The organism is Caulobacter sp. GW821-FHT10F06 (assembly GCF_058809215.1).
The window spans coordinates 299,684-323,851 of sequence record NZ_JBXASK010000002.1; the positions used below are offsets into that span (position 1 = coordinate 299,684).

Consider the following 24,168-nt stretch of genomic DNA (forward strand, 5'->3'; position numbering starts at 1 on the left):
GGCGGCGCTTCGGAGCGGAGCGCCGCCCCAATCCTTTGTCCGGGAAACAAGCCCATGGCCGTCGTTCATCTCAAGCGCTGGAACCTGTCGATGGGGACGGGCCAGCCCCTGGCCGTGATCGCCGGCCTCAACGTGCTGGAAAACCTCGACCTGGCCCTGGAGGTCGGGCGCGAGCTGAAGGCGATCACTGGCGAGTTGGGCCTGCCCTATGTGTTCAAGGCCAGCTTCGACAAGGCCAACCGCTCGTCGATCACCAGCTATCGCGGTCCGGGTCTGACGGAGGGCCTGGCCATGCTGGCCGAGATCAAGCGCGTGCTCGACGTGCCGATCGCCACCGACATCCACGAGAAGGAACAGGCCGAGTCGGTCGCCGCGGTCGCCGACCTGGTGCAGATCCCGGCTTTCCTGTGCCGCCAGACCGACCTGATCGTCGCCGCCGCCCGCGCCACCAGCGCCGCCGGCGGCTGGATGCACGTCAAGAAGGCCCAGTTCCTGGCGCCGTGGGACTGCAAGAACATCATCACCAAGGCCCGCGAAGCCGCGCCCAATCTCGACATCGTGCTGTGCGAGCGGGGCGCCTCGTTCGGCTACAACAACCTGGTGGTCGACATGCTGGGCATCCCGCAGATGCAGGCGCTGGGCGTGCCGGTGACCATCGACGCCACCCATGCCGTACAGCTGCCAGGCGCGGACCCGCGCACCAACGGCGGCTCGACCGGCGGACGGCGCGAGGGGGTGTCGGTGATCGCCAAGGCGGCCGTGGCGGCCGGCGCGGACGGCGTTTTCCTGGAGTTCCACCCCGAGCCCGACAAGGCGCTTTGCGATGGCCCCAGCTGCCTGCCGCTGGACGGCGCGGCCAGCCTGCTCAAGACCCTGAAGGCCCTGCACCAGGCGACGCGGGCCTAGGCGCAGACCGCATCCAGGGCTGATGCGCTCCACGACCGCTTGGGAACCGGCAGGCCGCGCGCGGCCATGGCGTTCTCCAGCGTCAGGGGCGCGGCGACCGCGGTCGCGTCGAAGTCGGCCTTGTAGAACGGGTGGCGCTCGGCCTTGTCCAGCGGCGTGAAGGTCACGCCCAGCGACCGGTAAAGCGCCAGCAGGCGCGGGGCCATGCGGGCGTCGAAGGCTCCCAGATGCATCAGCAGGACGTAGGGGATGTCCTTGCCGTAGAGCGTCTTCGACAGGCCGCGCGAATAGGCCAGGCTGTCCTCGGCGGCCTTCAGGTAGCTGGTCTCTAGCCCGGCGATGGCGGCTTGGTCATCCTTGGCCAGGCAGCGGGCATAGGCGCCGTTCCAGGCCCAGTCGTCGAAATTCAGGGTGACGCTGGCGATGTGATAGCCGCGCGCCTTCAGAATAGCGCGGGCGGCGGCGCGCTTTTCCGGGGTCTCGCCCTCGGACAGGAACGGATAGCGCAGCCAATGCCAGTCCGCGCCGCCCGACAGCTTCTCCAGCAGCGGCTCGTTGCGCGCCACCTCGGCTTCGAAGGCGCTGGGGTCCAGCTGGGCCAGGTTGAGGTGCGTCCAGGTGTGGTTGCCCAGCGGATGGCCGGCGGCGCGCCACATCGGCAGAACGTCGGCCGAATCCGGCTCGCGCTCCAACTGGACGCCGTTGACGAAACCATAGACCGGACCCGTCTTGGCTTCCTTCAGCGCGGCCAGGAAGTCGGCGGCGATGGCGACGCGGGTGACGCCAGGCGGCAGGGCGCTGTGGGCGGGCAGGTCGTCGACGGTGATCGCCACCTGGATCTTCGGCTTGGCGGCGGCGGCGGGCGTGGCGGCCAGGGCGGCGATCGCCAGCAGCAGGGCGGCCTTGATCATTTGAACAGCTCCAGCGGCACGGCCCGCGCCATGACGCGATAGCCTTCCAGGGACGGATGCAGGTGGTCGCCGGAGTCGTAGGCCGGCAGCAGGCGATCGGGCTTGGCGGGATCGCGCATGACCTTGTCCATGTCGATGACGGCGTCGAAGTTACCGGGCGCGCGGATCCAGGTGTTGATGGCCTGCCGGTCGCGCTCGTTCGCGGCGTCAGGATGGTAAAAGTCCGAACCGCCATAGGGCATGATGGTCGCGCCGATGATCTTGATCCCTCGGGCGCGAGCCTTGTGGACCATCTGGGCGTAGGCGGTGGTGATGCGGTCGACCAGGGCGGCGTGCTCCTCGTCGCTGACCGGCGCGTCGCGGGTCAGGTTCCCCAGGTCGTTGACGCCCTCCAGCACGATGGCCCAGCGCACGCCGCTCTGCATCAGCACGTCGCGATCGAAGCGGGCGGCGGCGTTGGGGCCCAGGCCGTCCAGCAGCACCCGGCCGCCGCCGACGCCCAGGTTCAGAACGCCGACTCCACGCGTCTTCGGATCGGCCTGCAGCCGGATCATCAGCGCATCGGGCCAGCGCAGATTGGTGTTGGGCTTCACGCCATAGCCGTCGGTGATCGAGTCGCCGATCACGGCGATCGCGCCGGCGGTCTTGCCGACCTCGACCTCGACGCCGGACAGCTGGAACCAGTGGTCGACGGTGGTGGCTCCGGGCAGGTCGGGGGACGAGACCTTGTCGCCCTTGGCGACGTAGGAGGTCGCGCGCGAGCCGGGATGGCTGGTCTGCACGGCTGGGGCCTTGTCGATGTGCAGCGTCACCGCGACGTCGGACAGGGCCGCCGCCGGCCAGGCGACCGGATCGGACAGGTATTCCGCGCCGGGCGGCACGGTCACCCACGCCTTGCCCGAGAAGGTCACCGCCCGGTCGGTCGCCGGATCGATCGCCGCGCCGGCCGGCGACAGTGGTCGGGCGATGCGTGTGGCGGTCACCTTGAGCGGCGTCGTGCCGAAGACATTGGAGATCCGCACCCGCAGCTTTGGACCGCCCAGGCTCAGGCGCACGATCTGGCGCAGGGTGGCGTCGTCCAGCGCGCCGGCGGGCAAGGCGTTGCGCTCTTCCGGAACCTGCTGGGCGCTGGCCCAGGCGCCGGCCCACCGGGTCTCGACGTGGCCGACGGTCGAGAACGAGAGCGCGAGAGCGGCGGCGAGGCCAAGTGCGCGGCGGGTGATCATGCGGGGTCCGTCCTCGTCGGATCGGGTCGATAATCGCGCTCGCGATACTCAAAGCCGTCGAAGTCGGCCGGATGGCCCGCGCCCGACAGGTCCTGGCAGGCCATGCCGACGAAGGCGCCCGTGAAGTTGGGCGCGCCGGGGCTGGTGGCCTCGTCCGACAGGATGCTGGCGTCGAACACCTGCGGCAGCCAGGTCCAGGCGATCCCGTCCAGGCTCCAGGCGAAGCGCAGACGCTCGAAGTCGACCTCAACCCGCAGATGGATCGGTCCCGGCGGCAGCAGCATCGGCTCGGTGAAGGCGTCGGCCTGGGCCGCGTCGGGCAGGGCCGACATCACCTGGATGCAGCGGCCGCGGGCGTCGCAGTGGGTGACGTGCAGATAGTGGAATTTGCTCTGGCCATAATAGCAGACCAGGCCGGCGGCCTGTTGGAAGTGCTGGGGCTCGAAGTCCATCACGGTCGAGGCCGAATAGCAGAAGGCCTGTTGGCGGCGAGCGACAAGGGCCTGGCGATACTGGCTGCCAAGGCTCTCGCGCCCGTGCAGACGCAGACGGCCGGGACGATCGGTCAGGCTGAAGAGGTCGTCCGGCCAAGGCGAGCGCAGCCACTGGAAGTCTATGGGCAGGTCCGGGCCGTCGAACGCCGTCCGCGCCGGTGCGGACGGGACGGGATGCGGCGGCAGGTCGGGCGCGGGAACGCTCAGGCTGGGCAGGCCCAGGCCGTCCACCGTGCGAAGCCAGCCGTCCTCGCCCCAGACCATCGGCTGGATCGCCGTCTCGCGTCCCAGGACGCAGCGGCCCCGGTTGGGCAGGGGACGGCCGCACAGATAGACAGCCCAGGTCTGTCCGTCCGGGGTCTCCACCAGATCGGCGTGACCAGCGCGCTGCAGTTCCGCGTCGGGGCGGGTGCGCGAGCTCAGGATGTAGGTGTCGGGATGCAACTCGTACGGCCCGGCGATGTCGCGCGCGCGGGCCATGGTCACCGCGTGGTTCCAGCCCGTGCCGCCCTCGGCGGTCAGCAGGTAGTACCAGCCGTCGCGCTTGTAGAGGTGCGGCGCCTCGGTCAGGCCCAGCGGCGTGCCCTCGAAGATCACCTTGCGCTCGCCGATCAAGGCGCGCTCGGCGGGGCCGTATTCCTGCAGCACGATGCCGGCGAAGCGGTTGCGGCCCGGGCGGTGGTCCCACAGCATGTTGACCAGCCACTTGCGGCCGTCGTCGTCGTGGAACAGCGACGGATCGAAGCCGCTGCTGTTGAGGAACACCGGGTCGGACCAGTCGCCGTCGATGGTCTCGCAGGTGACCAGATAGTTGTGGAAGTCGCGCAGGGACGCGCCCGACGCCCCGCCCACGGTGGTGCGGCCATAGCGCTTCACGTCGGTGTAGATCAGGTGAAACTTGCCGTCGGCGTGGGTCAGGCACGGCGCCCAGACGCCGCACGAGTCGGGCGCGCCCAGCATGTTCAGCTGGCTGGGCCGGTTCAGCGGCCGGGCGATCAGCCGCCAGTTCACCAGGTCGCGCGAGTGGTGGATCTGCACGCCGGGGAACCACTCGAAGGTCGAGGTGGCGATGTAATAGTCCTCGCCGACGCGGACGATGGACGGGTCGGGATTGAAGCCCGGCAGGATCGGATTGCGGATCATGCGACGGCCTTTCGGTCGCGGACCAGGGTCCAGAGCAGCACCGCGCCTAACAGGTCGAGGACGCCCAGCGCCAGGAAGAAAGGGTCGTAACCGACGGTCGCCACGAGCCCGCCGATCAGCAACGAGAAGATCAGCACGCCCAGATTTCCCATCGTCCCGGCCATGCCGGCGACGGTGGCGACCTCGTTGCGGCGGAAGAGGTCGGACGACAGGGTGATCACGGTCACCGACAGGGTCTGGTGGGCGAAGCCGCCCAGGCACAGCAGGGCGATGGCGGCGTAGGGGCTCTCGACCCGGCCGACGAAGGCCATGCCGGTCATCATCAAGGCGCCCACCGTGAAGGCGCCGCGCCGGGCGTTGATCAGGCTGACGCCGCGCCGCTGCAGGAAGGCCGCGACGGTGGGGCCGAACAGGCAGCCCAGGTCGGCCGCCACGAACGGCAGCCAGGCGAAGAGGGCGATGGCCTTCAGGTCAAAGCCGCGCACCTTGGTCAGGTACAGCGGCACCCAGAAGGCCAGGGTGCCCCAGGTGGGATCGGCCAGGAAGCGGGGCAGGGCGATGCCCCAGAAGTTGCGACGCTTGAGCAGCTGCAGGATCGACGGCTTGGCGCCGTCGCCGATCAGATGGGTTTCCTGGCCTGCAGCGATGTGCTCGCGTTCGGCGTCGGACAGGGCCGGATGGGTGGCCGGCGACTGGTAGAACTTCAGCCACAGCGCCACCCAGACCAGCCCCAGGGCCCCCGCCAGCACGAAGGCCGCGCGCCAGTTCCAGGAGAGGATCGCCCAGGCCACCAGCGGCGGGGCCAGCATCGAGCCGACCGACGCCCCGATGTTGTAAACGCCGCCGGCGTGGCCGCGCTCCTTGGCCGGAAACCACTCGGAGACCGCTTTCATGCCGGCGGGATTGGCCGAGCCCTCGGCGAAGCCCAGCAGGCCGCGCAGCCCGGCCAGCATCGGCCAGTTGGCGGCCAGGCCGTGCGCCATGGTGATCAGCGACCAGGCCGTGGCGAAGATCGCGAAGCCGGTCTTCAGCCCGATGACGTCCAGCACGTAGCCGCAGACCGGCTGCAGCATCACGCCCAGCTGGAAGGCCCCGGTGATCCAGCCATATTCCTTCTCGCCAATGTGCAGGTCGGTCAGCACGGTGGGAGCGGCGACGCCCAGGGTGGCGCGGGTCAGGTAGTTGACGATCGCGCCCAGCATGATCAGGCCGATCATCCACCAGCGCAGAGCCTTGATCGTTCGCGCGGCCATTGGATGTCGGTCTCCCCGGGGCGGATGGTTTTCTTTGGACGTTACCGGTCCCATCTCGCGGCGCGCAAGGTGGCGCGTGGTCGTAGAGCTGTCTAGGTCAGACCATCGGAAATAGAGATCAGATCAATGCGGCCTGGCCGAACCGGTGACCGGGACCTGCGTTTCACAGCCGGCAGCCAGCACAGGAGATCCGTCATGCCCGCCAAGTCCGCCGCCCAGCAGAAGGCCGCCGGCGCGGCCCTGTCCGCCAAGCGCGGCGACACGCCCAAGAAGGACCTCAAGGGCGCGTCGAAATCGATGCTGTCGATGAGCGAGACCGAGCTCGAAAAGATGGCGTCGACCAAGCGCAAGGGTAAACCCGAGCACGTCAAGCCCTAGCGCCGCAGGGCGATGGCCGGCCGCCCGAGGACGGCCGGCTTAGTCTCAGCCCAGGGCGTGCTTGTAGAGCGTCAGCAGCTCGGCCCAGGCCTTCTCGGCCAGAGGCTCGTTGTAGACTTGGCTGCCCTTGACGGTCCAACCGTGCGCCGCGCCGGCATAGACCTCGATCTTGCTGGGCCGCTTGGCGGCGTCCAGCGCGACCTTCAGCTTGTCCTTCACGGTCGGGTCCTGCTTGTCGTCGTTGTCGGCGACGGCGACCAAGTAGTCCGACTTGCTCTGTGGCAGGGTCAGGTGCGGGCTGGCGGGGGCGTCGGTCACTAGGCCGCCGCCGTGGAAGCTGGCCACCGCGCCGACGCGCGACGAGACCGCCGCCGCCGTACGGAACGCCAACGGGCCGCCCATGCAGTAGCCCTGGGTTCCGACCTTCTTCTTCTTGTTGGTCTGGGGCAGGCTGTCGAGGAAGGCGATATAGGCGACCGCATCGCGATCGGTGCCTTCCGGCGTCACGGTGGCCCGCAGCGGCGTCAGCTTGGCGCGATCCTCGGGATTGGCGAAGTTGAAGCCGCTCTCGGCTACCGGCGCCTTCTTGGCGCGGTAATAGAGGTTGGGCACCAGCACCACATGGCCCTCGACCGCGAGGCGACGGCCCATGTCGCGGAACACCGGCCGCAGGCTGACGACGTCGGGCCAGACCACCACGGCCGGCCAGGAGCCCTTGCCTTCGGGATAGTAGAGCGCCGCGTCGGCCGTGCCGTCCGGGGTCTTGATCTCGACGTCCTTCTCGACCACCGGGGCGCCGGCATGGGCGGCTCCGCCGACGCCGGCCGCCAGCACCGTCATCAGGCCGAAGGCCCGACGCGAAACGGTGGGATCATGGATCAAGCCCTGGTGGATATCGTCGTCACACATGCCGGTCCTCGCGATGGAAATGGAAGCGCAATCGGATTGAAGCACCGCGTCGTTGAACGCTGGTGTCCGATTGTTGCCGGGATCGCGGGAAGAGGGAAGGGCGCGCCTGGGTCCCCGCGTCAAAGACTGGGACCGCCATCCGCCTGACGGTCCCAGGAGTGAGGGGAGTTATCCATGGGCCATGTCGAGCGGTCAGGAACGCCCGGCCCACTGCGATAGCGGTAACAATATCCCTGCCGTCGTCAACCTTCGCGTGCGTGTAGTGCGGTTCAACGCGAGCGTGAGCGCCGTTTCGCCGGCGCGTCCATTCCAATTTGTTTCGTGCCTGCAATGTCTTGCGGGTCATTTGAGATTTCGACGGATGCGTAAATTTTTTTCCGAGCGGCGCGGCGACGTCATGATCCCCGAAATTGCCTGCGAAAATAACCGATACAGCGCTGTCAAAAGCTGCTTGACCGCCGCGAGAGACCGATGTTACCGCTAACTAGTCGAGACCGAGGAGTCGCGTCGGCGCATCGTCGCTGACTATGTCTTCGGGTTTTTGACAGTGGCGTAACAAAAAAACCAAGCCCCGACGCCCGGGGCTCAGCGCGGGGAAACGTTTATGAAGCGACATCGTCGTTCGAGGACCGCTGTGTCCTTTATGGCTCTCTCGATGGCGGCTTTCGCCGCTGGCGAGGGTCATGCCCAACAGGCCAATGATGCTCAGACCGTGGAAGAGGTGATCGTCACCGGCATCCGCGCGTCGCTCGAGCGATCCATCCAGATCAAGCGCACCAACAGCGGCGTGGTCGATGCGATCTCGGCCGAAGACATCGGCAAGTTCCCGGACACCAACCTGGCGGAGTCCCTCCAGCGCATCACGGGCGTGTCGATCGACCGCACCAACGGCGAAGGTTCGCAGGTGACGGTCCGCGGCTTCGGCGGCGGCTTCAACCTGGTCACGGTCAACGGCCGCACCATGCCGACGGCCAACGTCGCCACGGTCGGCGGCGACCAGTCGGCCGACTTCGCCAGCGGCACCAGCCGCTCGTTCGACTTCTCGAACCTGGCCTCCGAAGGCGTCACCACGCTGGAAGTCTACAAGACCGGCCGCGCCGCCATCCCGTCGGGGGGCATCGGCGCCACCATCAACGTCAAGACGCGTCGTCCGCTGGACGGCAAGAGCGGCCTGACCGGCAGCCTGGGCGTCAAGGGCGTCTATGACGAGGGCGTCGACAAGTCCCTGGTGGGCGCCGACAAGATCACGCCGGAAGTCTCGGGCCTGCTGAACTGGCTCGACGATTCCGAGAAGTTCGGCATCGGCGTGTTCGGCAGCTACCAGAAGCGCAACTTCACCAGCCGCAGCGCCACGTCCAACGACTGGAACATCCGTCGCTATTCGGATTTCATCAACCCGGCCAACGGCTTCGTCCGCGCCAACGGCGCGACCGTCATCACCAACGCGCCGGCCAACGGCAATACGTTGGTGGCGATCCCCAACGACAGCCGCTACCACTTCTCCGAAGGCGAGCGCGAGCGCCTGAACGGCCAGCTGTCGGTGCAGTTCAAGCCGGTCGAAAGCCTGACCCTGACCGCCGACGCGCTCTATGCGCAGAACAAGTCGTTCGAGCGCCGCAACGACAGCACCAACTGGTTCAACCGTCCGTTCGACAAGGTGACCTTCGACAGCAACCCGGTCGTCGCCACGGCCGTGCTGCTGCAGGAAAACCTCAGCGGCACCAAGGACATGGGCTTCGAGCAGCAGTATCGCGCCAACAAGGACACCTTGAAGTCCTATGGCCTGAACGCCGCCTGGGACCTGTCCGACCGCTTCCACGTCAATGTCGACGGTCACATCTCCAAGACCGACAGCGCCCCGGACGCGCCGAACGGCACTAGCATGACCTCGGTCAGCATCGGCGCGCCGATCGTCTCGTCCCACGCGGTGGACTACAGCGGCAAGATCCCGGTCCAGACGATCGCGATCAACGACGCCGCGCCGCGCGGCAACGCCAACGGCCTGCTGGACGTCGGCGACCTGGGCAGCCAGGTGGCCCGAACCTCGTCCCAGCGCCAGCGTCAGGACATCAAGGAAATCCGCGTCGACGCCGGTTGGGAGCTGGATGACAACGGCAGCCGCTTCGACTTCGGGGCCGACTACCGCACGTCCAAGATGATCCAGACCAGCCTGAACACCCAGCAGGACCTGGGCAGCTGGGGCATCTCGAACCCGGGCGACGTCAAGCAGTACGCCGGCAACCTGGTCACCAGCTTCTGCCTGGCCTGCCAGTTCAACACCTTCGATCCCAAGCAGAGCGGGGCGGGCCTGACCTCGTTCCGCGCCGACGCCATCGACCTCTATAACGCCCTGTCGCCGGTCTATGTGGCGCGCGGCAACGCCGTTGGCGTCACCGGCCAGGACAACAACCGCGTCGACGAGGACATCTCGGCCGTCTACGCCCAGCTGACCTGGAAGGCCGAACTGGCGGGGCGTCCGGCGACCGTGGTCACCGGCGTGCGCTACGAGCAGACCGAGGTTAATTCGGTCTCGCTGATCCGTACGCCGCGGGCCATCGTCTGGACCGCCGACAACGACTTCCGCGTCGACACCACCTCCACCTACCAGCCGGTCTCCGGCGAGGGGAAGTACAGCAACCTGCTGCCCTCGTTGGACTTCCAGATCGACATGACCGACGACGTGGTCGGCCGCTTCTCGTTCAGCCGCACGATCGCGCGGCCGGACTACGGCAACCTGTTCGCCTCGATGTCGGCGGGCGCGCCCAACCGGCCGGTGGCCAACGGCGCCATCCCGCTCGGCACCAGCGGCAATCCCGACCTGGAGCCGCTGATCTCCGACAACTTCGACGTGTCGGTCGAGTGGTACTACAAGCCCAGCAGCTACATTTCGGCGGGCTTCTTCGAGAAGCGGGTCAACAACTTCGTCGGCACCGGCACCGTCACCCAGAACCTCTTCGGTCTGCGTGACGCCAGCTCTGGCCAGGCGGGCACCCGTTCGGGCGACGCCCGGGCCAGCCTGACCGCCATCGGCGCCAACCAGACCGACGTCAACCTGTTCACGATGACGGCGCTGATCCAGCAGACCGGCTCCGTGGCGGCGGCGACGGCCCAGTTCCAGGCCAATCGCGGTCCGAGCGGCGACCTGAACCAAGCCTTCGCCGACCAGATCCTGGCCGCTTACGACATCGAACCGAACTCGGCCGACCCGCTGTTCAACTTCAACGTCTCGCGGCCGATCAACAACCGGACGGGCAAGATCCACGGCTTCGAAATCGCCGGTCAGCACTTCTTCGGCGACACCGGCTTCGGTATCGCCGGCGCCTACACCATGGTGCGCGGCGATGTCGACTTCGACGTCGGTTCGGACCCGGGTCAGGACCAGTTCGCGCTGCTGGGTCTGAGCGACACGGCCAACGCCACGCTGATCTACGACAAGCACGGCGTCTCGGCTCGCCTAGCCTACAACTGGCGTGACCGGTTCCTGCAAGCCACCAACCGCGGCGGTTCGCGCAACCCCGTGTTCGTCGAGCCCTTCGGTCAGCTCGACTTCAACATCAGCTATGATGTCACCGACAAGCTGGCGGTTTCGCTGGAAGGCATCAATCTGACGCGCGAAAGCCTGCGCACCTATGCTCGTGACGAGAACGAGCTGTGGTTCGCCCAGGAGCTGGACAGGCGCTTCCTCCTCGGCGCCCGCTATCGCTTCTAGACGACACACAAGCTGGTGAAGGGAAGGGCCGCTGTTCGCAGCGGCCCTTTTCTTCCGAAGCGGCGTAGGATCGGCGCAAAGGGCCGTTCGACGCGAAAGGCGCGCATGACAAACCGAGTGCTGCTTAACAATATCGACCACGCCGATCTGAAGGCGGCGGTCGGCCACGGGCCGGAGTTCGGCGACAACATCAATCTGGCGCTGGTGCTGCCCACCGAGTTCGAGGCCGTGCAGCGCGAATATCCGATCCTGCTGCGCAAGGACCCGGCCGGAGACATCCAGGCCGTCGCCTTGCTGGGGTTCGATCGCGACGAGAACCTGTTCCTCGAGGGCGGACGCTGGGCAGCGCGCTACGTGCCGGCGGTCCAGCAACGTGGCGCCTTCTCGATCGCCCTGCAGGACACCGGCGCGGGCGAGCCGACGCCGATGATCCATGTGGATCTCGACCACCCTCGCATCAGTCGGACGCAAGGCGAGCCGCTGTTCCTGCCGGCCGGCGGCAACGCGCCGTATCTGCGGCACATGATGGCGGTGCTGGGCGTGATCTATGACGGACTGGAGGTGGCCGGACCGATGTACGCCGCCTTCGCCGCCCTGGACCTGATCCAGCCTGTCGAGATCAACATCGCGCTGGAAGGCGGCGCGTCTTACGACCTGCCGAACTTCCTCGCCGTCTCGGCCGAGCATCTGGCGGCGCTGTCGGGTCCGGACCTGGAGCGCATGCACCAGTCGGGCCTGCTGCGAGCCGCCCAATGGCTGATCTCGTCGATGGGCAATATCGAGCACCTCGTCGAGCTGAAGAACCGGCGGTCGGCGGCGTCATGACGGCGGCGGCGCGCAAGGTGCTGGAGACCACGGTCGCCTCGCCGGCGGACATCCCGTTCGACGCAGTGCTGCGGGGCCAGACCCCGATGGTCTTCAAGGGCCTGGCGCGCGACTGGCCGTTGGTGAAGGCGGGGCGGGAGTCGCCTCGGGCCGCCATGACCTATCTGTCCTCGCACGATCGCGGCGGACCGCTGCTGGCCTATGTCGGCGCGCCGGAGATCAAGGGTCGCTTCTTCTACGACGCCACCCGCACGGCCATGAACTTCCGCGCCGAACGGGCGGGGCTGGCCGACATCCTCGGCCGCATCGAAGCCGGGCTCGGTCAGGACGACGGGCCGTCGCTCTATGTCGGCTCCACCGATCTCGACGCCTATTTCCCCAGCCTGCGCGCCGAGAACGACCTGGGTCTGGGCGCCGAGGCCTTCGGCGCCGAGCCGCCGCTGGCCAGCATCTGGATCGGCAATCGCACGGTGGCGGCGGCCCACTACGACATGTCCAACAACATCGCCGTCTGCGCGGTGGGGCGTCGGCGTTTCACGCTTTTCCCGCCCGAGCAGGTCGCCAATCTCTATCCCGGTCCGCTGGAGCCGACCCCGGGCGGCCAGGTGGTCAGCCTCGTCGACTTCGACGCGCCGGACTTCGAGGCCCATCCGCGCTTTCGCGACGCGCTCGCCGCCGCCCAGGTCGCCGACCTCGAGCCCGGCGACGTGCTGGTCTATCCGGCGCTGTGGTGGCACCAAGTCGAGGCGCTCGACCCCTTCAACGTGCTGGTCAATTACTGGTGGAACGCCGCGCCGGGTTTCATGGACACGCCCATGACGACGCTGCTGCACGGCCTGCTGAGCCTGCGCGACCGGCCGGACTTCGAGAAGCGGGGCTGGAAGGCCCTGTTCGACTACTACCTTTTTGGGCCCGCCGACCAGGCCGGCGCGCATCTGCCGGACGGCGCGCGCGGTCCGCTGGGGCCGATGGACCCAATGAAGGCCCGGCGCTTGCGAGCCCAGCTGCTGGACCGGCTGAACAGATAAGAACGAGGGAGGATGGCGTGAACGGTCAGATCGTGAAGAAGGTGGTCGTCGCCGGCGGCGGCTCCTCCGGCTGGATGGCGGCGGCGGCCCTGTCGCGGCAGCTGGGCCCGCTGCTGGACATCACCCTGGTCGAGTCCGACGACATCGGCACGGTCGGGGTGGGGGAGTCCACGGTGCCGACGGCCCGCACCTTCAACGCCCTGCTCAATCTGGACGAACAGGAGTTCATGAGCGCCTGCCAGGCGACCTTCAAACTGGGCATCTCGTTCGAGAACTGGGGCGAGATCGGCGACCGCTACATCCACTCGTTCGGCCAGATCGGCAAATCCACCTGGCTGGGCAGCTTCCATCACTTCTGGCTGCAGGCCAGGGCGCAGGGCTTCGGCGGCGATCTGGGCGATTACTGCCTGGAGCTGAAGGCGGCCGAGCAGGACCGGTTCTACACCGACGACAATTCGCCGGTGAACTACGCCTACCACATCGACGCCGCCCTCTATGGCCGCTACCTGCGCCAGAAGTGCGAGGACAAGGGCGTCCGTCGCGTCGAGGGCAAGATCGCCAGCGTCCGCATGCGCGCCGAAGACGGCCATATCGAGGCCCTGGTGTTGGAGTCGGGCCAAGTTATCGAGGGCGACCTCTTCGTCGACTGTACGGGCTTTCGCGGCTTGCTGATCGGGGACACCCTGGGTGTCGGCTTCGAGGACTATGGCGAGTGGCTGCCCAACGACCGCGCCTGGGCGGTGCAGACCAGCACCGACGTCCCGCCCGGCCCCTATACCCGCGCCATCGCCCACAAGGCCGGCTGGCTATGGGGCATACCGTTGCAGAAGCGGGTCGGCAACGGCCTGGTCTATTCCAGCCAGTTCATGACCGACGAAGAGGCCTTGCAGCAGCTCCACGACATGGTCGAGGGCGAGATGCTGATGGATCCGAAGCTGATCCGCTTCCGCGCCGGTCGCCGCCACAAGGCCTGGCACAAGAACTGTGTCTCGCTGGGCCTGGCCGCCGGCTTCATCGAGCCTCTGGAATCGACCTCGATCCACATGATCATGATCGCCATTCACCGGCTGCTGCAGCTGTTCCCGTTCCAGGGCTGCAACGACGCGCTCAGCGACCGCTTCAACAATCTCGCCAACGACGAGATCGAGAAGATCCGCGACTTCATCGTCCTGCACTACAACGTCACCGAACGCACCGACAGCCCGTACTGGGACCACTGCCGGACGATGAATATCCCCGACAGCCTGCGTCACCGGATCGAGCTGTTCCGCGAGAACGGCCATGTGTTCCAGGCTCCGGGCGAGCTGTTCCAGATCGACTCTTGGTTGCAGGTGATGTTGGGCCAGAGGCTGGAGCCGAAGGCCCATCACCACATGGGCCGGCTGATGCCTCCCGAGCAGCTGCGCCGGGCCCTGGATGACCTGAAGGGCAATATCGGTCGCGCGGTCGAACGCATGCCGTCCCACCAGGCCTTCATCGACCGCTACTGCCCCGCCTAGGAGCCGCGCCATGCCGTCCGCAACAGGGATCGACCGTCGTGGCCTGCTGATCGGCGGCGCGGGTCTGATGACCGCGTCGTCCGCCTGGGCGGGGGCTCAGGCCGAGGTGATCGTCGAGACGGTCGAAGGGCGTCTGCGAGGGCTCAGCGCCGACGGCGTCGACGTCTTCCGCGGCGTGCCCTATGGCGCGAGCGTCTCGGGCGCGCATCGCTTCAAGCCGGCCCGGCCCGCCGCGCCCTGGACGGGCGTGCTGGACGCCACCCGCCTGGGAACGCCGTCCTTGCAGGACCCGGGCACGGTCTATGGCGTCAACGAGCCCGCGCCGGGCGAGGATTGTCTGGTGCTGAACCTTTGGAAGCCCGCCGGCGGCGGCTCGGGCCGCCCGGTCATGGTCTACTGCCATGGCGGCGGGTTCACCACCGGCTCGGCGGGCAGCACCGCCCAGGACGGCTCCAACCTCGCCCGCGAGCACGACGTGGTGGTGATCTCCACAAACCACCGGCTGGGCCTTCTGGGCTATCTGTGCCTGACCGAACTGGGCGGGCAGGACTATGCCGGTTCCGGCAATCAGGGCCTCTCCGACATCGTGCTGGCCCTCAAGTGGGTGGCGCGCAACATCGCCGCATTCGGCGGCGACCCGGGCAATGTCACGATCTTCGGCGAGTCCGGCGGCGGGGCCAAGGTTTCGTGCCTCTACGCCATGCCCTCGGTTGCGCCGCTGTTTGCGAAGGCGGCGATCCAGAGTGGTCCGGCGGTGCGCATCGGCACGTTGGACGCCGCCGCCCAGACCACTCGCCTGCTGCTGGATGAACTCGGCATCGCGAAGGCCGACTGGCGCAGGCTGCTTGAGGTTCCGGCTCCCACGCTGCTCGACGCCCAGAAGGCCCTGGCCAGGCGCACGCCCAGCAACAGCGGCGGCTGGAAGGGCATCTCGTCGGTCGGTCCGGGTCACTACGGCCCGCTGGTCGACGGCGGGCTGTTGCCGCATCACCCCTTCGATCCCGCCGCGCCGGACAGCGCCGCCGACAAACCGCTGATCATCGGCTGGCTGGACAGCGAGGCGGCGTTCTTCGCCTGGCAATCCAACGATGCCGCCGCCTTCAGCCTCGACGAAGCCCAGCTGCGGACACGCCTGGAGAAGACGCTGGGCGCCAACGCCCAGCGGATGATCGACGCCTGCCGCACCGATCGTCCCGGCGCGACGCCGACCGACGTGTATCTGGCCGTCGAAAGTGTGCGCAGCATGGGGATCGGATCGATCGTCACCGCCGAGCGCAAGGCCGCGCAGGGCAGGGCGCCGGTCTACTACTACAATCTCTCGTACCGCTCGAACCGCAAGGCGCCGGGCTCGGACCGCGAATTGGGCGCGATGCACGCCAGCGACATTCCCTTGGTCTTCAACAACGTCGCCTCGCCCGACACCCTGGCCGGAAGCCGCGCGGACCGCGCCGAGGCCGCCCGCAACATGAGTCGGATGTGGGCCAACTTCGCCCGCACCGGACGTCCGACCGCGCAGGGACAACCCGCTTGGCCCGCCTACGACACGCGCACCCGGCACACGATGGTGATCGACGTGCAGTGCGAAGTCGTCGCGGACCGCTTCGCCGCCCAGCGTCGCCTCTGGGCGGAACTGGATCCGCCGTCGGCCTGAGGCGCAGGTCGCGCCTATCCGGCGGCTGAGCGTGGCCCGTGGGCGACGGCTTGGGCCGCGATGGCGACCTGGGTGCGATTGTGGACGTTGAGCTTGCGCATCAGCGCGGTCATGTGAGCCTTGACCGTGGCCTCGGCGATGCCGAGGTCGAAGGCGATCTGCTTGTTCAGCAGACCTGAATTGACGCCTTCGAGAACCTTCATCTGGGTGGGCGTGAGGCCGAACACGGCCTTCAGATCCCGGTCGATAACGCGGACTTCCGTCGTAGTCATTTCCTGACCCCCTTCATTTCATCCCTGCGCAGCCATCGCGAGATGGCGCGGCACCCGCTTGTTGTGTCGGCCGGTCATGTCGGTCGATCAGGGGTTGCTCGTTCGGATGTTAGCGTTATCTGTTGGACAAGTTCAAGTGTTTTTGACGATGTGAGCGTGAACATCGTGTCGCATTCGTCGGTAAGCTAAAACCTGTCATACAGGTTTGGCGATTTGGGCTATGACTCCGTTGCGTGTCGGCCCACAGCCGATCGACAGCCGCTTTCTCCGCGAGGCGAACGGGGCGATGGTCGCGCAGCTGGACTGGAGACGAGGGGATGAGCGAAGGCCGCTTGGCCGACCGGGCGTATACGGGGATCGTGGAGATGATCAACGCCGACGGCCTTGCGGTTGGCGATCGTCTGCCGTCCGAGGCGCGTCTGGCGGAGATCTTCGGCATGTCGCGCACCGTCGTGCGCGAGGCCCTGGTCCGGCTGGCCGCCGACGGCATCACCGAGGCGCGGCGTGGGGCGGGGTCGTTCATCAAGAACCGTCCGTCCGACAAGCTGGGCGCCTACATGCCGCTCTCCGAACTGCCCTCGACGCTGGGCAGCTACGAGGTGCGCTTCGTGCTCGAGGCCGAAGCCGCGCGGCTGGCGGCGGCGCGGCGGTCGGACGAGGAGATGGCCAGCATCGAAGAAGGCCTCCAGCACCTGCGCGCCGCGCTGCTGTCCAACGATCCGGCCCACGTCGAGGACATGGAGTTGCACCGCCGCATCGTGCTGGCGACCGCCAATCCGGCCTTCCTGATGGCGTTCGAGGCGCTGCAGTCGGATGTCGACCGGATCATGCGCGCCGGGGTCGGCATCTCGCGCTCGCGACCGCCGGAGGCCATCGGCGAGATGATGCGCGAGCACGAGATGATCGTCGAAGCGATCCGCGCGCAGGACGGCGACGGCGCCGCCCTGGCCATGCGCTGGCATCTATCGCAGGGCCGAAAGCGGCTAATGCCCTGACAGGGTCCAGGCGCGGCCTTCGCTGGCCTCCAGCCAGGTCAGCGCCGCGTCACGCAGCTGCTGCGGCGAGGCGCTTGCGGCCAGCAGGGTCGCCGCCTCGTCCGCCTGCGGATGCTCCAGGGTGGCCAGCTGACTGCTCAGCAGGCTGACGGGCATGTAGTGGCCGGTCCGAAGGGCGAGCCGGCGCTGGAGTTCGTCCGCGTCGGCGTCGAGCAACACGAACCGGGTGGGCGCCGAGATGGCGGCTCGAAGGCGGTCACGATAGCTGCGCCGTAACGCCGAACAGGCCGCGACGGCCGTCCCGTCCGCCGCCAGGGTCCGGCCCAAGGCCGAGCCCAGCCGATCCAGCCATGGCCAGCGATCGTCGTCGGTCAGGGGCTCGCCGGCGCTCATCTTGGCGATGGCGGCCGCGTCGTGAAAATCGTCGCCGTCCAGGAACGGACAACCCAGGGCCTGGGCCAGGACCGCGCCCAGCGTCGACTTTCCGCTGCCGCTTACCCCCATGATGATGACGGCGACGGGCTTGGGTCCGGCGGGGGGAGGGGACGGCTGCAAGCGGCTTCCTTGGGCTGATCGGCGACAAGGCGTCGGGCGGTCGGCAGGCCAGCCGAGCGGTGGAAGCCAAGGTCTTAGAGCCAAGCTGGGCAGGCGAGAACTACGACCATGGTCGTGGATGGCGGCCCGCTTGCGACGCCGTATCCGTGGTCTAAGACACGCAAGGAAGCGGCATGAGAGTCATCCTACTGGCGGCGGTGATCCTGACGTCCGCGTCGCCCGCCCTGGCCGCGACCTCGTCGGTTCTTCTCACGGCTCCCGATGATCCGCGCGCGGTCCGCGTCAAGGGCGTCGGCGATGGCCGGGCCGACGACACCGACGCCGTCCAGAGCGCCATCGACGCCGCCCGCGACAAGACCGGCCACGGCCTGGTGTTCCTGCCGTCGGGCCGCTATCGCCTCAGCCGCAGCATCCTGGTGCCCCCAGGCGTGCGCATCTTCGGGGTCGGAGCCACACGGCCGGTCTTCGTGCTCGGCGCCAACACCCCCGGCTTCCAGAAGGGCGTGGGCACGATGGTCGTGTTCACGGGTGGCGATCAGTACGCCGTCGGCCGCATCCCCGTGCCGGTTCCGACCGTGGTCGGCGCCAAGGAAGAGGTGCGCGACGCCAATTCCGGCACCTTCTATTCGGCGCTGAGCAATGTCGACATCGAGATCGGCGCCGGCAATCCGGCCGCGGCGGGTGTGCGCTTCCGCATGGCCCAGCACGCGTTCCTCAGCCACATGGACTTCCGCCTAGGCTCGGCCTTCGCCGGCGTCTACCAGGCGGGCAATGTCATGGAGGACGTCCACTTCCACGGCGGCCGCTATGGCATTGTCACCGAGAAGACCTCGCCGGCCTGGCAGTTCACGCTGCTGGACTCGACCTTCGACGGCCAGCGCGACGCGGCGATCCGCGAGCACGAGGTCGACCTGACCCTGGTCAATGTGGCGATCAAGAATACGCCGGTCGGCATCGAGATCGACAAGGGCTACAGCGACAGCCTGTGGGGCAAGAACGTTCGCTTCGAGAACGTCTCCAAGGCCGGCGTCGTCATCTCGGCCGAGGACAACGTCTTCACCCAGGTGGGCTTCGACAATGCGGTGGCCTCCGACACCCCGGTGTTCGCCCGCTTCCGCGACAGCGACAAGACCGTGGCCGGCAAGGGCCGCGCCTATCGGGTGAAGTCCTTCACCTACGGCCTGACCCTGCCGGGTCTTGGCCAGATGGGCGAGTACAAGACCATGGTCGACCAGGCGGCGCTGCCGGCCTTGCCCGCCGCTTCGCCGCCCGCGCTGCGGGCCCTGCCGCCGGTGGCCGAGTGGACCAACGTCAAGACCCTGGGCGTGAAGGGCGACAGCGAGACCGACGACACCGCCGCCTTGCAGAAAGCGATCGCCAGCCACCGCGTGCTCTATCTGCCGACCGGCTTCTACAAGGTGTCCGACACCCTGAAGCTGCGGCCCGACACCGTGCTGATCGGCCTGCACCCGGCGACGACCCAGCTGTTCATTCCCGACGGCAATCCGCGCCATGCTGGCGTCGGGGCGGTCACGCCGATCATTGAGACGCCCAAGGGCGGCGATAATGTCCTGGCCGGGATCGGCCTCTTCACCGGTCGCGTCAATCCGCGCGCCTCTGCGCTGCTGTGGCGGTCGGGCGAGGCCTCGCAGGTCACCGACGTCAAGATCATGGGCGGCGGCGGCACGCCGACCATGGACGGCAAGCCGCTGGGCGCGGCCCAGGCCCGAAGCGGCGACCCCGTGGCCGACGGCCGCTGGGACGCGCAATATCCCAGCATCTGGGTCACCGACGGCGGCGGCGGGACCTTCGCTAATGTCTGGAGCCCCAACACCTTCGCCTCGGCCGGCTTCTACATCTCCGACACCAAGACGCCGGGCCACATCTACGAGGTCTCGGTCGAGCACCACGTGCGCAACGAGTTCGTGCTCGACAACGTCCAGAACTGGGAGTTCCTGGCCCCGCAGACCGAGCAGGAGGTCGGCGACGGCCCGGACGCGGTCTCGTTCGAGATCCGCAACTCGCGCAACATCCTGCTGGCCAACTATCACGCCTACCGGGTGACGCGGTCGTACCATCCGGCCGAGACGGCGGCGAAGCTGTTCAATTCGTCGGACATCCGCTTCCGCAACGTCCACATCAACGCCGAGAGCGGCATCGCCCTGTGCGGCGCCGAGGGCTGCGGGACGACGCTGCGGGCCAGCAAGTATCCGTTCGAGAACGCCATCCAGGACAAGACCCGCAAGCTGGAGGCTCGCGAGCGCGAGTTCGCGGTGCTGGACGTCGCCGACGCCCCCGCGGCGGCCGCCGCGCCGAACGCGGGCGTGCGCAAGCTGGAGACCGGCTTCTGGTCGATCTCGGGCGCGTCGGTGGGCGCGGACGGCGCGCTCTACTTCGTCGAGAAGCGCTTCCAGCGGATTTATCGCTGGACGCAGGCCAAGGGGCTGGAGGTGGTCCGCGACCATTCGCTCGACCCGGTAAACCTGGCGGTCGATCGTTCCGGCAAGCTGCTGGTGCTGTCGTCGTACGGCGCGGAGGGCAGCGTCTATTCGATCGATCCGAACGGTCCCAAGGATCAGTTGACGATGATCGCGGCCACCCCGTCGGCGGCGCGTCCGGACGCCAGGACCCTGTTGCCGGTCAACTGGTGGGACAATGGCGAGTTCAAAGATCAGTACGATCCGTCGACGGATCGCTTCACCACCCTGGCCGAGATGTTCGCCCGCGACGTCGGCGCGCCCAAGGCCAAGGAATATGTCTCGCCCGACGGCAGCCTGGTCCTGCCGGCCTTCCGGGTCTGGGAGCAGGGGCCGCCCGATCACGTGGGCTGGCGCTGGTCCGACAGCCTGCAAGCCCACGGCCTGATCGGGGCCGGGCAGGGCGAGCGGGTGTTCGTCACCAACGAGTCCGAGGGCAAGACCTATAGCGGCAAGATCGGTCCCGACGGCGTCCTGACCGACCTGAAGGTGTTCGCCAACCGGGGCGGAGAGAGCGTCGCGGTCGACGGCCAGGGTCAGGTGTTCGTCGCCAACGGACAGATCTTCAAATACGCGGCCGACGGCCAGCCGGCCGGACGGATCGACCTGCCCGAGCGGCCGCTGCAGCTGATCTTCGGCGGACCCGACCGGCGCACGCTGTTCGTGCTGACCCATCACTCGCTCTATGCGGTGACGCCTTGAGGCGCGCCGTCCGATGAGCTCCACTTCCCCTGACCGGCCCGAGGGCCCGTGAGGCGTCCGTCTCCACCCCTGACTGGTCCCGGCCTCGCGCCGGGACTCTTTTTTACGAGGTTTGCGATGCGTGCTTGGGTGGCGACGGGGATGGCGGCGGTGGTCCTGCTGCTGGCGGCCAGCGCTTCGGCGGCGACTTCGGTCTCCACCTTCGCCACGGCTCCTGACGATCCCAGCGCGGTGACGGTCAAGGGGGTCGGCGACGGTCGGGCTGACGACAGCGCGGCCCTGCAAGGCGCGATCGACGCGGCGGCGGCCAAGGACGGCGGCGGCTTGGTCTTCCTGCCGTCGGGGCGCTATCGGATCAGCAAGACCCTGTTCCTGTGGCCGGGGGTGCGCGTGTTCGGCGTGGGCGCGACCCGTCCGCTGATCCTGCTCGGCGACAAGACGCCCGGGTTCCAGAAGGGCCTGGGCAACATGGTGATCTTCGCGGGGGCCAAGATCGATACGTCGCGGCGCGTGCCGTTCCCGCCGCCCGGCAGCGTGCCCTTCAACAAGGACATCGCCGACGCCAGCCCCAACACCTTCTACTCGGCGATGAGCAACATCGACTTCAAGATCGGCGAGGGCAATCCGGCGGCGACCGTGATCCGCTTCCATGCCGCACAGCACGCCTATCTCAGCCACATGAACTTCGACCTCGGCTCGGGCCTGGCGGGTCTGCACCAGGTGGCCAACGAGGCCGAGGATCTGCACTTCAAGGGCGGCCGCTACGGCATTCTGGCGGAGAAGACCTCGCCGGCCTGGGGTTTCGTGCTGCTGGACTCGACGTTCGAAGGCCAGCGCGACGCGGCGATCCGCGAACACGAGGCCGGCCTGACCCTGGTCAATGTGGCGATGCGGAACACGCCCGTCGGGATCGAGATCGACCGGGGCTATGGCGACTGGCTGTGGGGCAGGGACGTTCGGTTCGAGAACGTCTCCAAGGCTGGGGTCGTGATCTCCAACGAGGCCAGCGTCTACACCCAGGTCGGCTTCGAGAACGCCACGGCCGTCAACACGCCGGTGTTCGCTCGCTTCCGCGACAGCGGCAAGACCACGCCCGGCCAGGGCGTCGCCTATCGCGTCACGTCCTTCACTCACGGCCTGACCCTTCCGGGCCTGGGCCAGGTCGGCGAGACCAAGACGCTGATGAAAGCCGAGCCCGTCGCGGCGCCGGCCGGGCCGCTCGCGCCGGCGATCCGGGCCCTGCCGCCTGTGGCCGAATGGGTCAATGTCCGCATGCTGGGCGCCAAGGGCGACAACGTGGCGGACGACACCGCCGCGATCCAGAAGGCCATCGACGCCCACCGTGTCGTCTATTTTCCGACCGGCTTCTACGTCGTCACCGACACCCTGAAGCTGCGACCCGACACCGTGCTCATCGGCCTGCATCCCAGCCTGACCCAGATCGTCCTGCCCGATCGCACGCCGAGCTATCAGGGCGTCGGCGCGCCCAAGGCGCTGGTCGCGTCGGCGGCCGGGGGCGACGCCATCGTCTCGGGACTGGGTTTGAACACCGGCGGGATCAATCCCCGCGCCACAGCCCTGCTGTGGACCGCCGGCGCGACCTCGATGGTCAATGACGTCAAGTTCCAGGGCGGCCACGGCACCAATCTCTACGACGGGACGCGGTTCAATCCCTACAACGCCAACGCCACGGCCGACGCCGATCCGGCCAAGCGCTGGGCGGGCCAGTATCCCAGCCTGTGGGTGACCAATGGCGGCGGCGGGACCTTCGCCAATCTCTGGAGCCCCAGCACCTACGCCTATTCGGGCATCTACATCTCGGACACCCAGACGCCGGGCCATATCTACCAGGCCTCGGTCGAGCACCATGTGCGTAGCGAGATCAGCCTCAACCGCGTCGCCCACTGGGAGCTGCTGGCGCCGCAGACCGAAGAGGAGGCCGGTGAGGGCGAGGACACCGTCTCGCTGGAGATCCGCGACTCGCACGACATCCTGGTGGCCAATTATCACGCCTATCGCGTCACCCGAACGCGCAAGCCGGCCCTGGCGGCGGCCAAGGTCTATAATTCCCACGACATCCGCTTCCGCAACGTGGCGGTGAACTCCGAGAGCGGCGTCGGCCTGTGCGACGAGAACGGCTGCGCCACTTTCCTGCGCCTGAGCAAGTACCCATACGACAACGCCGTCCAGGACGTCACCAGCGGCCTGCTTGCGCGCGAGCGGCAGTTCGCGGTGCTGGACCTGCCAGCCGATCCGCCGCCGGTCGCGCCCTCGGTCTTTCCCGCCGGCGCCAGCGTGGAGAAGCTGGCCGACGGGTTCTATTCGCTGGGCGGCGGCGCGGTCGATGCGGCCGGGACGCTCTACTTCGCCGACCGCAAGCATCAGCGCATCTACAGTTGGTCGGAGGCGCGCAAGCTGTCGATCGTGCGCGACAACACGCTGGACCCGATCAACCTGGCGGTCGATGCGTCGGGCCATCTGCTGGTGCTGTCGTCGGACGGCCGCGACGGGTCTGTCTACAGCTTCAAGCCGGGCAGTCACGACACCGAGGTCACGGTGATCGCGCCGACCCCGGCGGCCGATCATCCCGGCGCGGTCAGCGTGCTGCCGGTCAACTGGTGGAACAACGGCGAGTTCCAGGACCAGCTGGACCTCAAGACCTATCAGTTCACGACCTTGACGGAGATGTTCGCCCGCGACATGGCGCTGCCCAAGCCCCGGGAATACGTTTCGCCGGACGGCAGCCTGGCCTTGCCGGCCTATCGCGTCATACAGCAGGGGCCGCCCGACTACCGGGCGATGCGGTTCTCGGACGCCCTCGACACCTACGGCTTCACCACGGCCAGGCCAGGCCAGCGGGTGTTCGTGACCAACAGCTCGGAGAACAAGACCTACAGCGGTCTTGTCGGCCCGCGCGGGGCGATCACCGACCTCGAGCCCTTCGCCGATCGCGGCGGCGAGAGCGTCGCCACGGACGGGGAGGGACGCGTCTATGTCGCCAACGGCCAGGTGTTCGTCTACGCCCCCGACGGCCGCGCGCTGGGACGCCTGGACGTGCCTGAGCGGCCCCTGCAACTGCTCTTCGGCGGCCCCGATAAGCGGACCCTGTTCGTGCTGACCCACCACGCGCTCTACGCGGTGCGACGGCCTTAGAGCCGGCGAACCGCGTTCGACCTACGACCATGGTCGTAATGGTTAGCGCCCCGCTAGTCTGACAGCTTCAGCCCCAGGCCAT

Annotated in this window: 17 protein-coding genes; 10 read left to right on the forward strand and 7 right to left on the reverse strand. The window is 67.9% G+C overall.

The genetic code is table 11. The features are described 5' to 3' along the window. The first annotated feature begins 54 nt into the window (after window positions 1-54). Entirely contained in the window at window positions 55-906 is an 852-nt protein-coding gene (kdsA, locus tag AC1RUS_RS04650; RefSeq protein WP_492913512.1) for a 3-deoxy-8-phosphooctulonate synthase, read from the forward strand. On the opposite strand, the gene AC1RUS_RS04655 is transcribed toward kdsA, so the two are convergent. From AC1RUS_RS04655 to AC1RUS_RS04670, 4 genes are read right to left on the reverse strand one after another with little or no spacing between them, the layout of a single operon-like run. After that, the gene (locus AC1RUS_RS04655) at window positions 903-1,817 is read right to left on the reverse strand and encodes a polysaccharide deacetylase family protein (RefSeq protein ID WP_492913514.1); all 915 of its coding nucleotides are present in this window, start codon (window positions 1,815-1,817) and stop codon (window positions 903-905) included. The genes kdsA and AC1RUS_RS04655 overlap by 4 nt on opposite strands. After that, a complete protein-coding gene (locus AC1RUS_RS04660; RefSeq protein WP_492913516.1) occupies window positions 1,814-3,043 on the reverse strand; it encodes an SGNH/GDSL hydrolase family protein in 1,230 nt (409 codons plus the stop codon). The genes AC1RUS_RS04655 and AC1RUS_RS04660 overlap by 4 nt, the downstream gene beginning before the upstream one ends. Next, complete coding sequence (locus AC1RUS_RS04665) at window positions 3,040-4,680, reverse strand: glycoside hydrolase family 43 protein (protein WP_492913518.1); 1,641 nt, start codon at window positions 4,678-4,680, stop codon at window positions 3,040-3,042. Before AC1RUS_RS04665 ends, AC1RUS_RS04660 begins: the two co-directional genes overlap by 4 nt. Next, entirely contained in the window at window positions 4,677-5,933 is a 1,257-nt protein-coding gene (locus AC1RUS_RS04670; RefSeq protein ID WP_492913520.1) for an MFS transporter, read from the reverse strand. The genes AC1RUS_RS04665 and AC1RUS_RS04670 overlap by 4 nt, the downstream gene beginning before the upstream one ends. A gap of 195 nt (window positions 5,934-6,128) precedes the next feature. Between AC1RUS_RS04670 and AC1RUS_RS04675 the strand changes: the two genes are divergently transcribed. After that, window positions 6,129-6,311, forward strand: coding sequence for a DUF3008 family protein (locus AC1RUS_RS04675; RefSeq protein ID WP_492913522.1), 183 nt, complete (start codon window positions 6,129-6,131; stop codon window positions 6,309-6,311). Window positions 6,312-6,356: 45 nt separating this feature from the next. On the opposite strand, the gene AC1RUS_RS04680 is transcribed toward AC1RUS_RS04675, so the two are convergent. Beyond that, window positions 6,357-7,220, reverse strand: coding sequence for a dienelactone hydrolase family protein (locus AC1RUS_RS04680; RefSeq protein WP_492913524.1), 864 nt, complete (start codon window positions 7,218-7,220; stop codon window positions 6,357-6,359). 604 nt (window positions 7,221-7,824) lie between these two features. Here AC1RUS_RS04680 and AC1RUS_RS04685 point away from each other — a divergent pair. From AC1RUS_RS04685 to AC1RUS_RS04705, 5 genes are all read left to right on the forward strand, one after another. Further along, window positions 7,825-10,929, forward strand: coding sequence for a TonB-dependent receptor (locus tag AC1RUS_RS04685; RefSeq protein WP_492913526.1), 3,105 nt, complete (start codon window positions 7,825-7,827; stop codon window positions 10,927-10,929). Window positions 10,930-11,034: 105 nt separating this feature from the next. Next, window positions 11,035-11,754: a SapC family protein gene (locus AC1RUS_RS04690; RefSeq protein ID WP_492913528.1), complete on the forward strand. Its 720-nt coding sequence runs from the start codon at window positions 11,035-11,037 to the stop codon at window positions 11,752-11,754. Further along, a complete protein-coding gene (locus tag AC1RUS_RS04695) occupies window positions 11,682-12,782 on the forward strand; it encodes a cupin-like domain-containing protein (protein WP_492913530.1) in 1,101 nt (366 codons plus the stop codon). Before AC1RUS_RS04690 ends, AC1RUS_RS04695 begins: the two co-directional genes overlap by 73 nt. A 17-nt stretch (window positions 12,783-12,799) precedes the next feature. Continuing rightward, entirely contained in the window at window positions 12,800-14,281 is a 1,482-nt protein-coding gene (locus tag AC1RUS_RS04700; RefSeq protein ID WP_492913532.1) for a tryptophan halogenase family protein, read from the forward strand. Between the two features lie 10 nt (window positions 14,282-14,291). After that, window positions 14,292-15,932, forward strand: coding sequence for a carboxylesterase/lipase family protein (locus tag AC1RUS_RS04705; protein ID WP_492913534.1), 1,641 nt, complete (start codon window positions 14,292-14,294; stop codon window positions 15,930-15,932). Between the two features lie 14 nt (window positions 15,933-15,946). On the opposite strand, the gene AC1RUS_RS04710 is transcribed toward AC1RUS_RS04705, so the two are convergent. Continuing rightward, window positions 15,947-16,204, reverse strand: coding sequence for a helix-turn-helix domain-containing protein (locus tag AC1RUS_RS04710; protein WP_492913536.1), 258 nt, complete (start codon window positions 16,202-16,204; stop codon window positions 15,947-15,949). Between the two features lie 317 nt (window positions 16,205-16,521). Here AC1RUS_RS04710 and AC1RUS_RS04715 point away from each other — a divergent pair, with 317 nt between their 5' ends. Continuing rightward, complete coding sequence (locus AC1RUS_RS04715; protein ID WP_492913538.1) at window positions 16,522-17,199, forward strand: FadR/GntR family transcriptional regulator; 678 nt, start codon at window positions 16,522-16,524, stop codon at window positions 17,197-17,199. Here AC1RUS_RS04715 and AC1RUS_RS04720 read toward each other — a convergent pair. Then, the gene (locus tag AC1RUS_RS04720) at window positions 17,188-17,754 is read right to left on the reverse strand and encodes a gluconokinase (RefSeq protein WP_492913540.1); all 567 of its coding nucleotides are present in this window, start codon (window positions 17,752-17,754) and stop codon (window positions 17,188-17,190) included. The genes AC1RUS_RS04715 and AC1RUS_RS04720 overlap by 12 nt on opposite strands. A gap of 173 nt (window positions 17,755-17,927) precedes the next feature. On the opposite strand from AC1RUS_RS04720, the gene AC1RUS_RS04725 reads away from it, so the two are divergent. Together AC1RUS_RS04725 and AC1RUS_RS04730 are read left to right on the forward strand one after the other, a co-directional pair. Continuing rightward, a complete protein-coding gene (locus AC1RUS_RS04725) occupies window positions 17,928-20,933 on the forward strand; it encodes a glycosyl hydrolase family 28-related protein (RefSeq protein ID WP_492913542.1) in 3,006 nt (1,001 codons plus the stop codon). A 141-nt stretch (window positions 20,934-21,074) separates the two neighbouring features. Further along, window positions 21,075-24,086, forward strand: coding sequence for a glycosyl hydrolase family 28-related protein (locus AC1RUS_RS04730; protein WP_492914142.1), 3,012 nt, complete (start codon window positions 21,075-21,077; stop codon window positions 24,084-24,086). The last annotated feature ends 82 nt before the right edge of the window (window positions 24,087-24,168 follow it).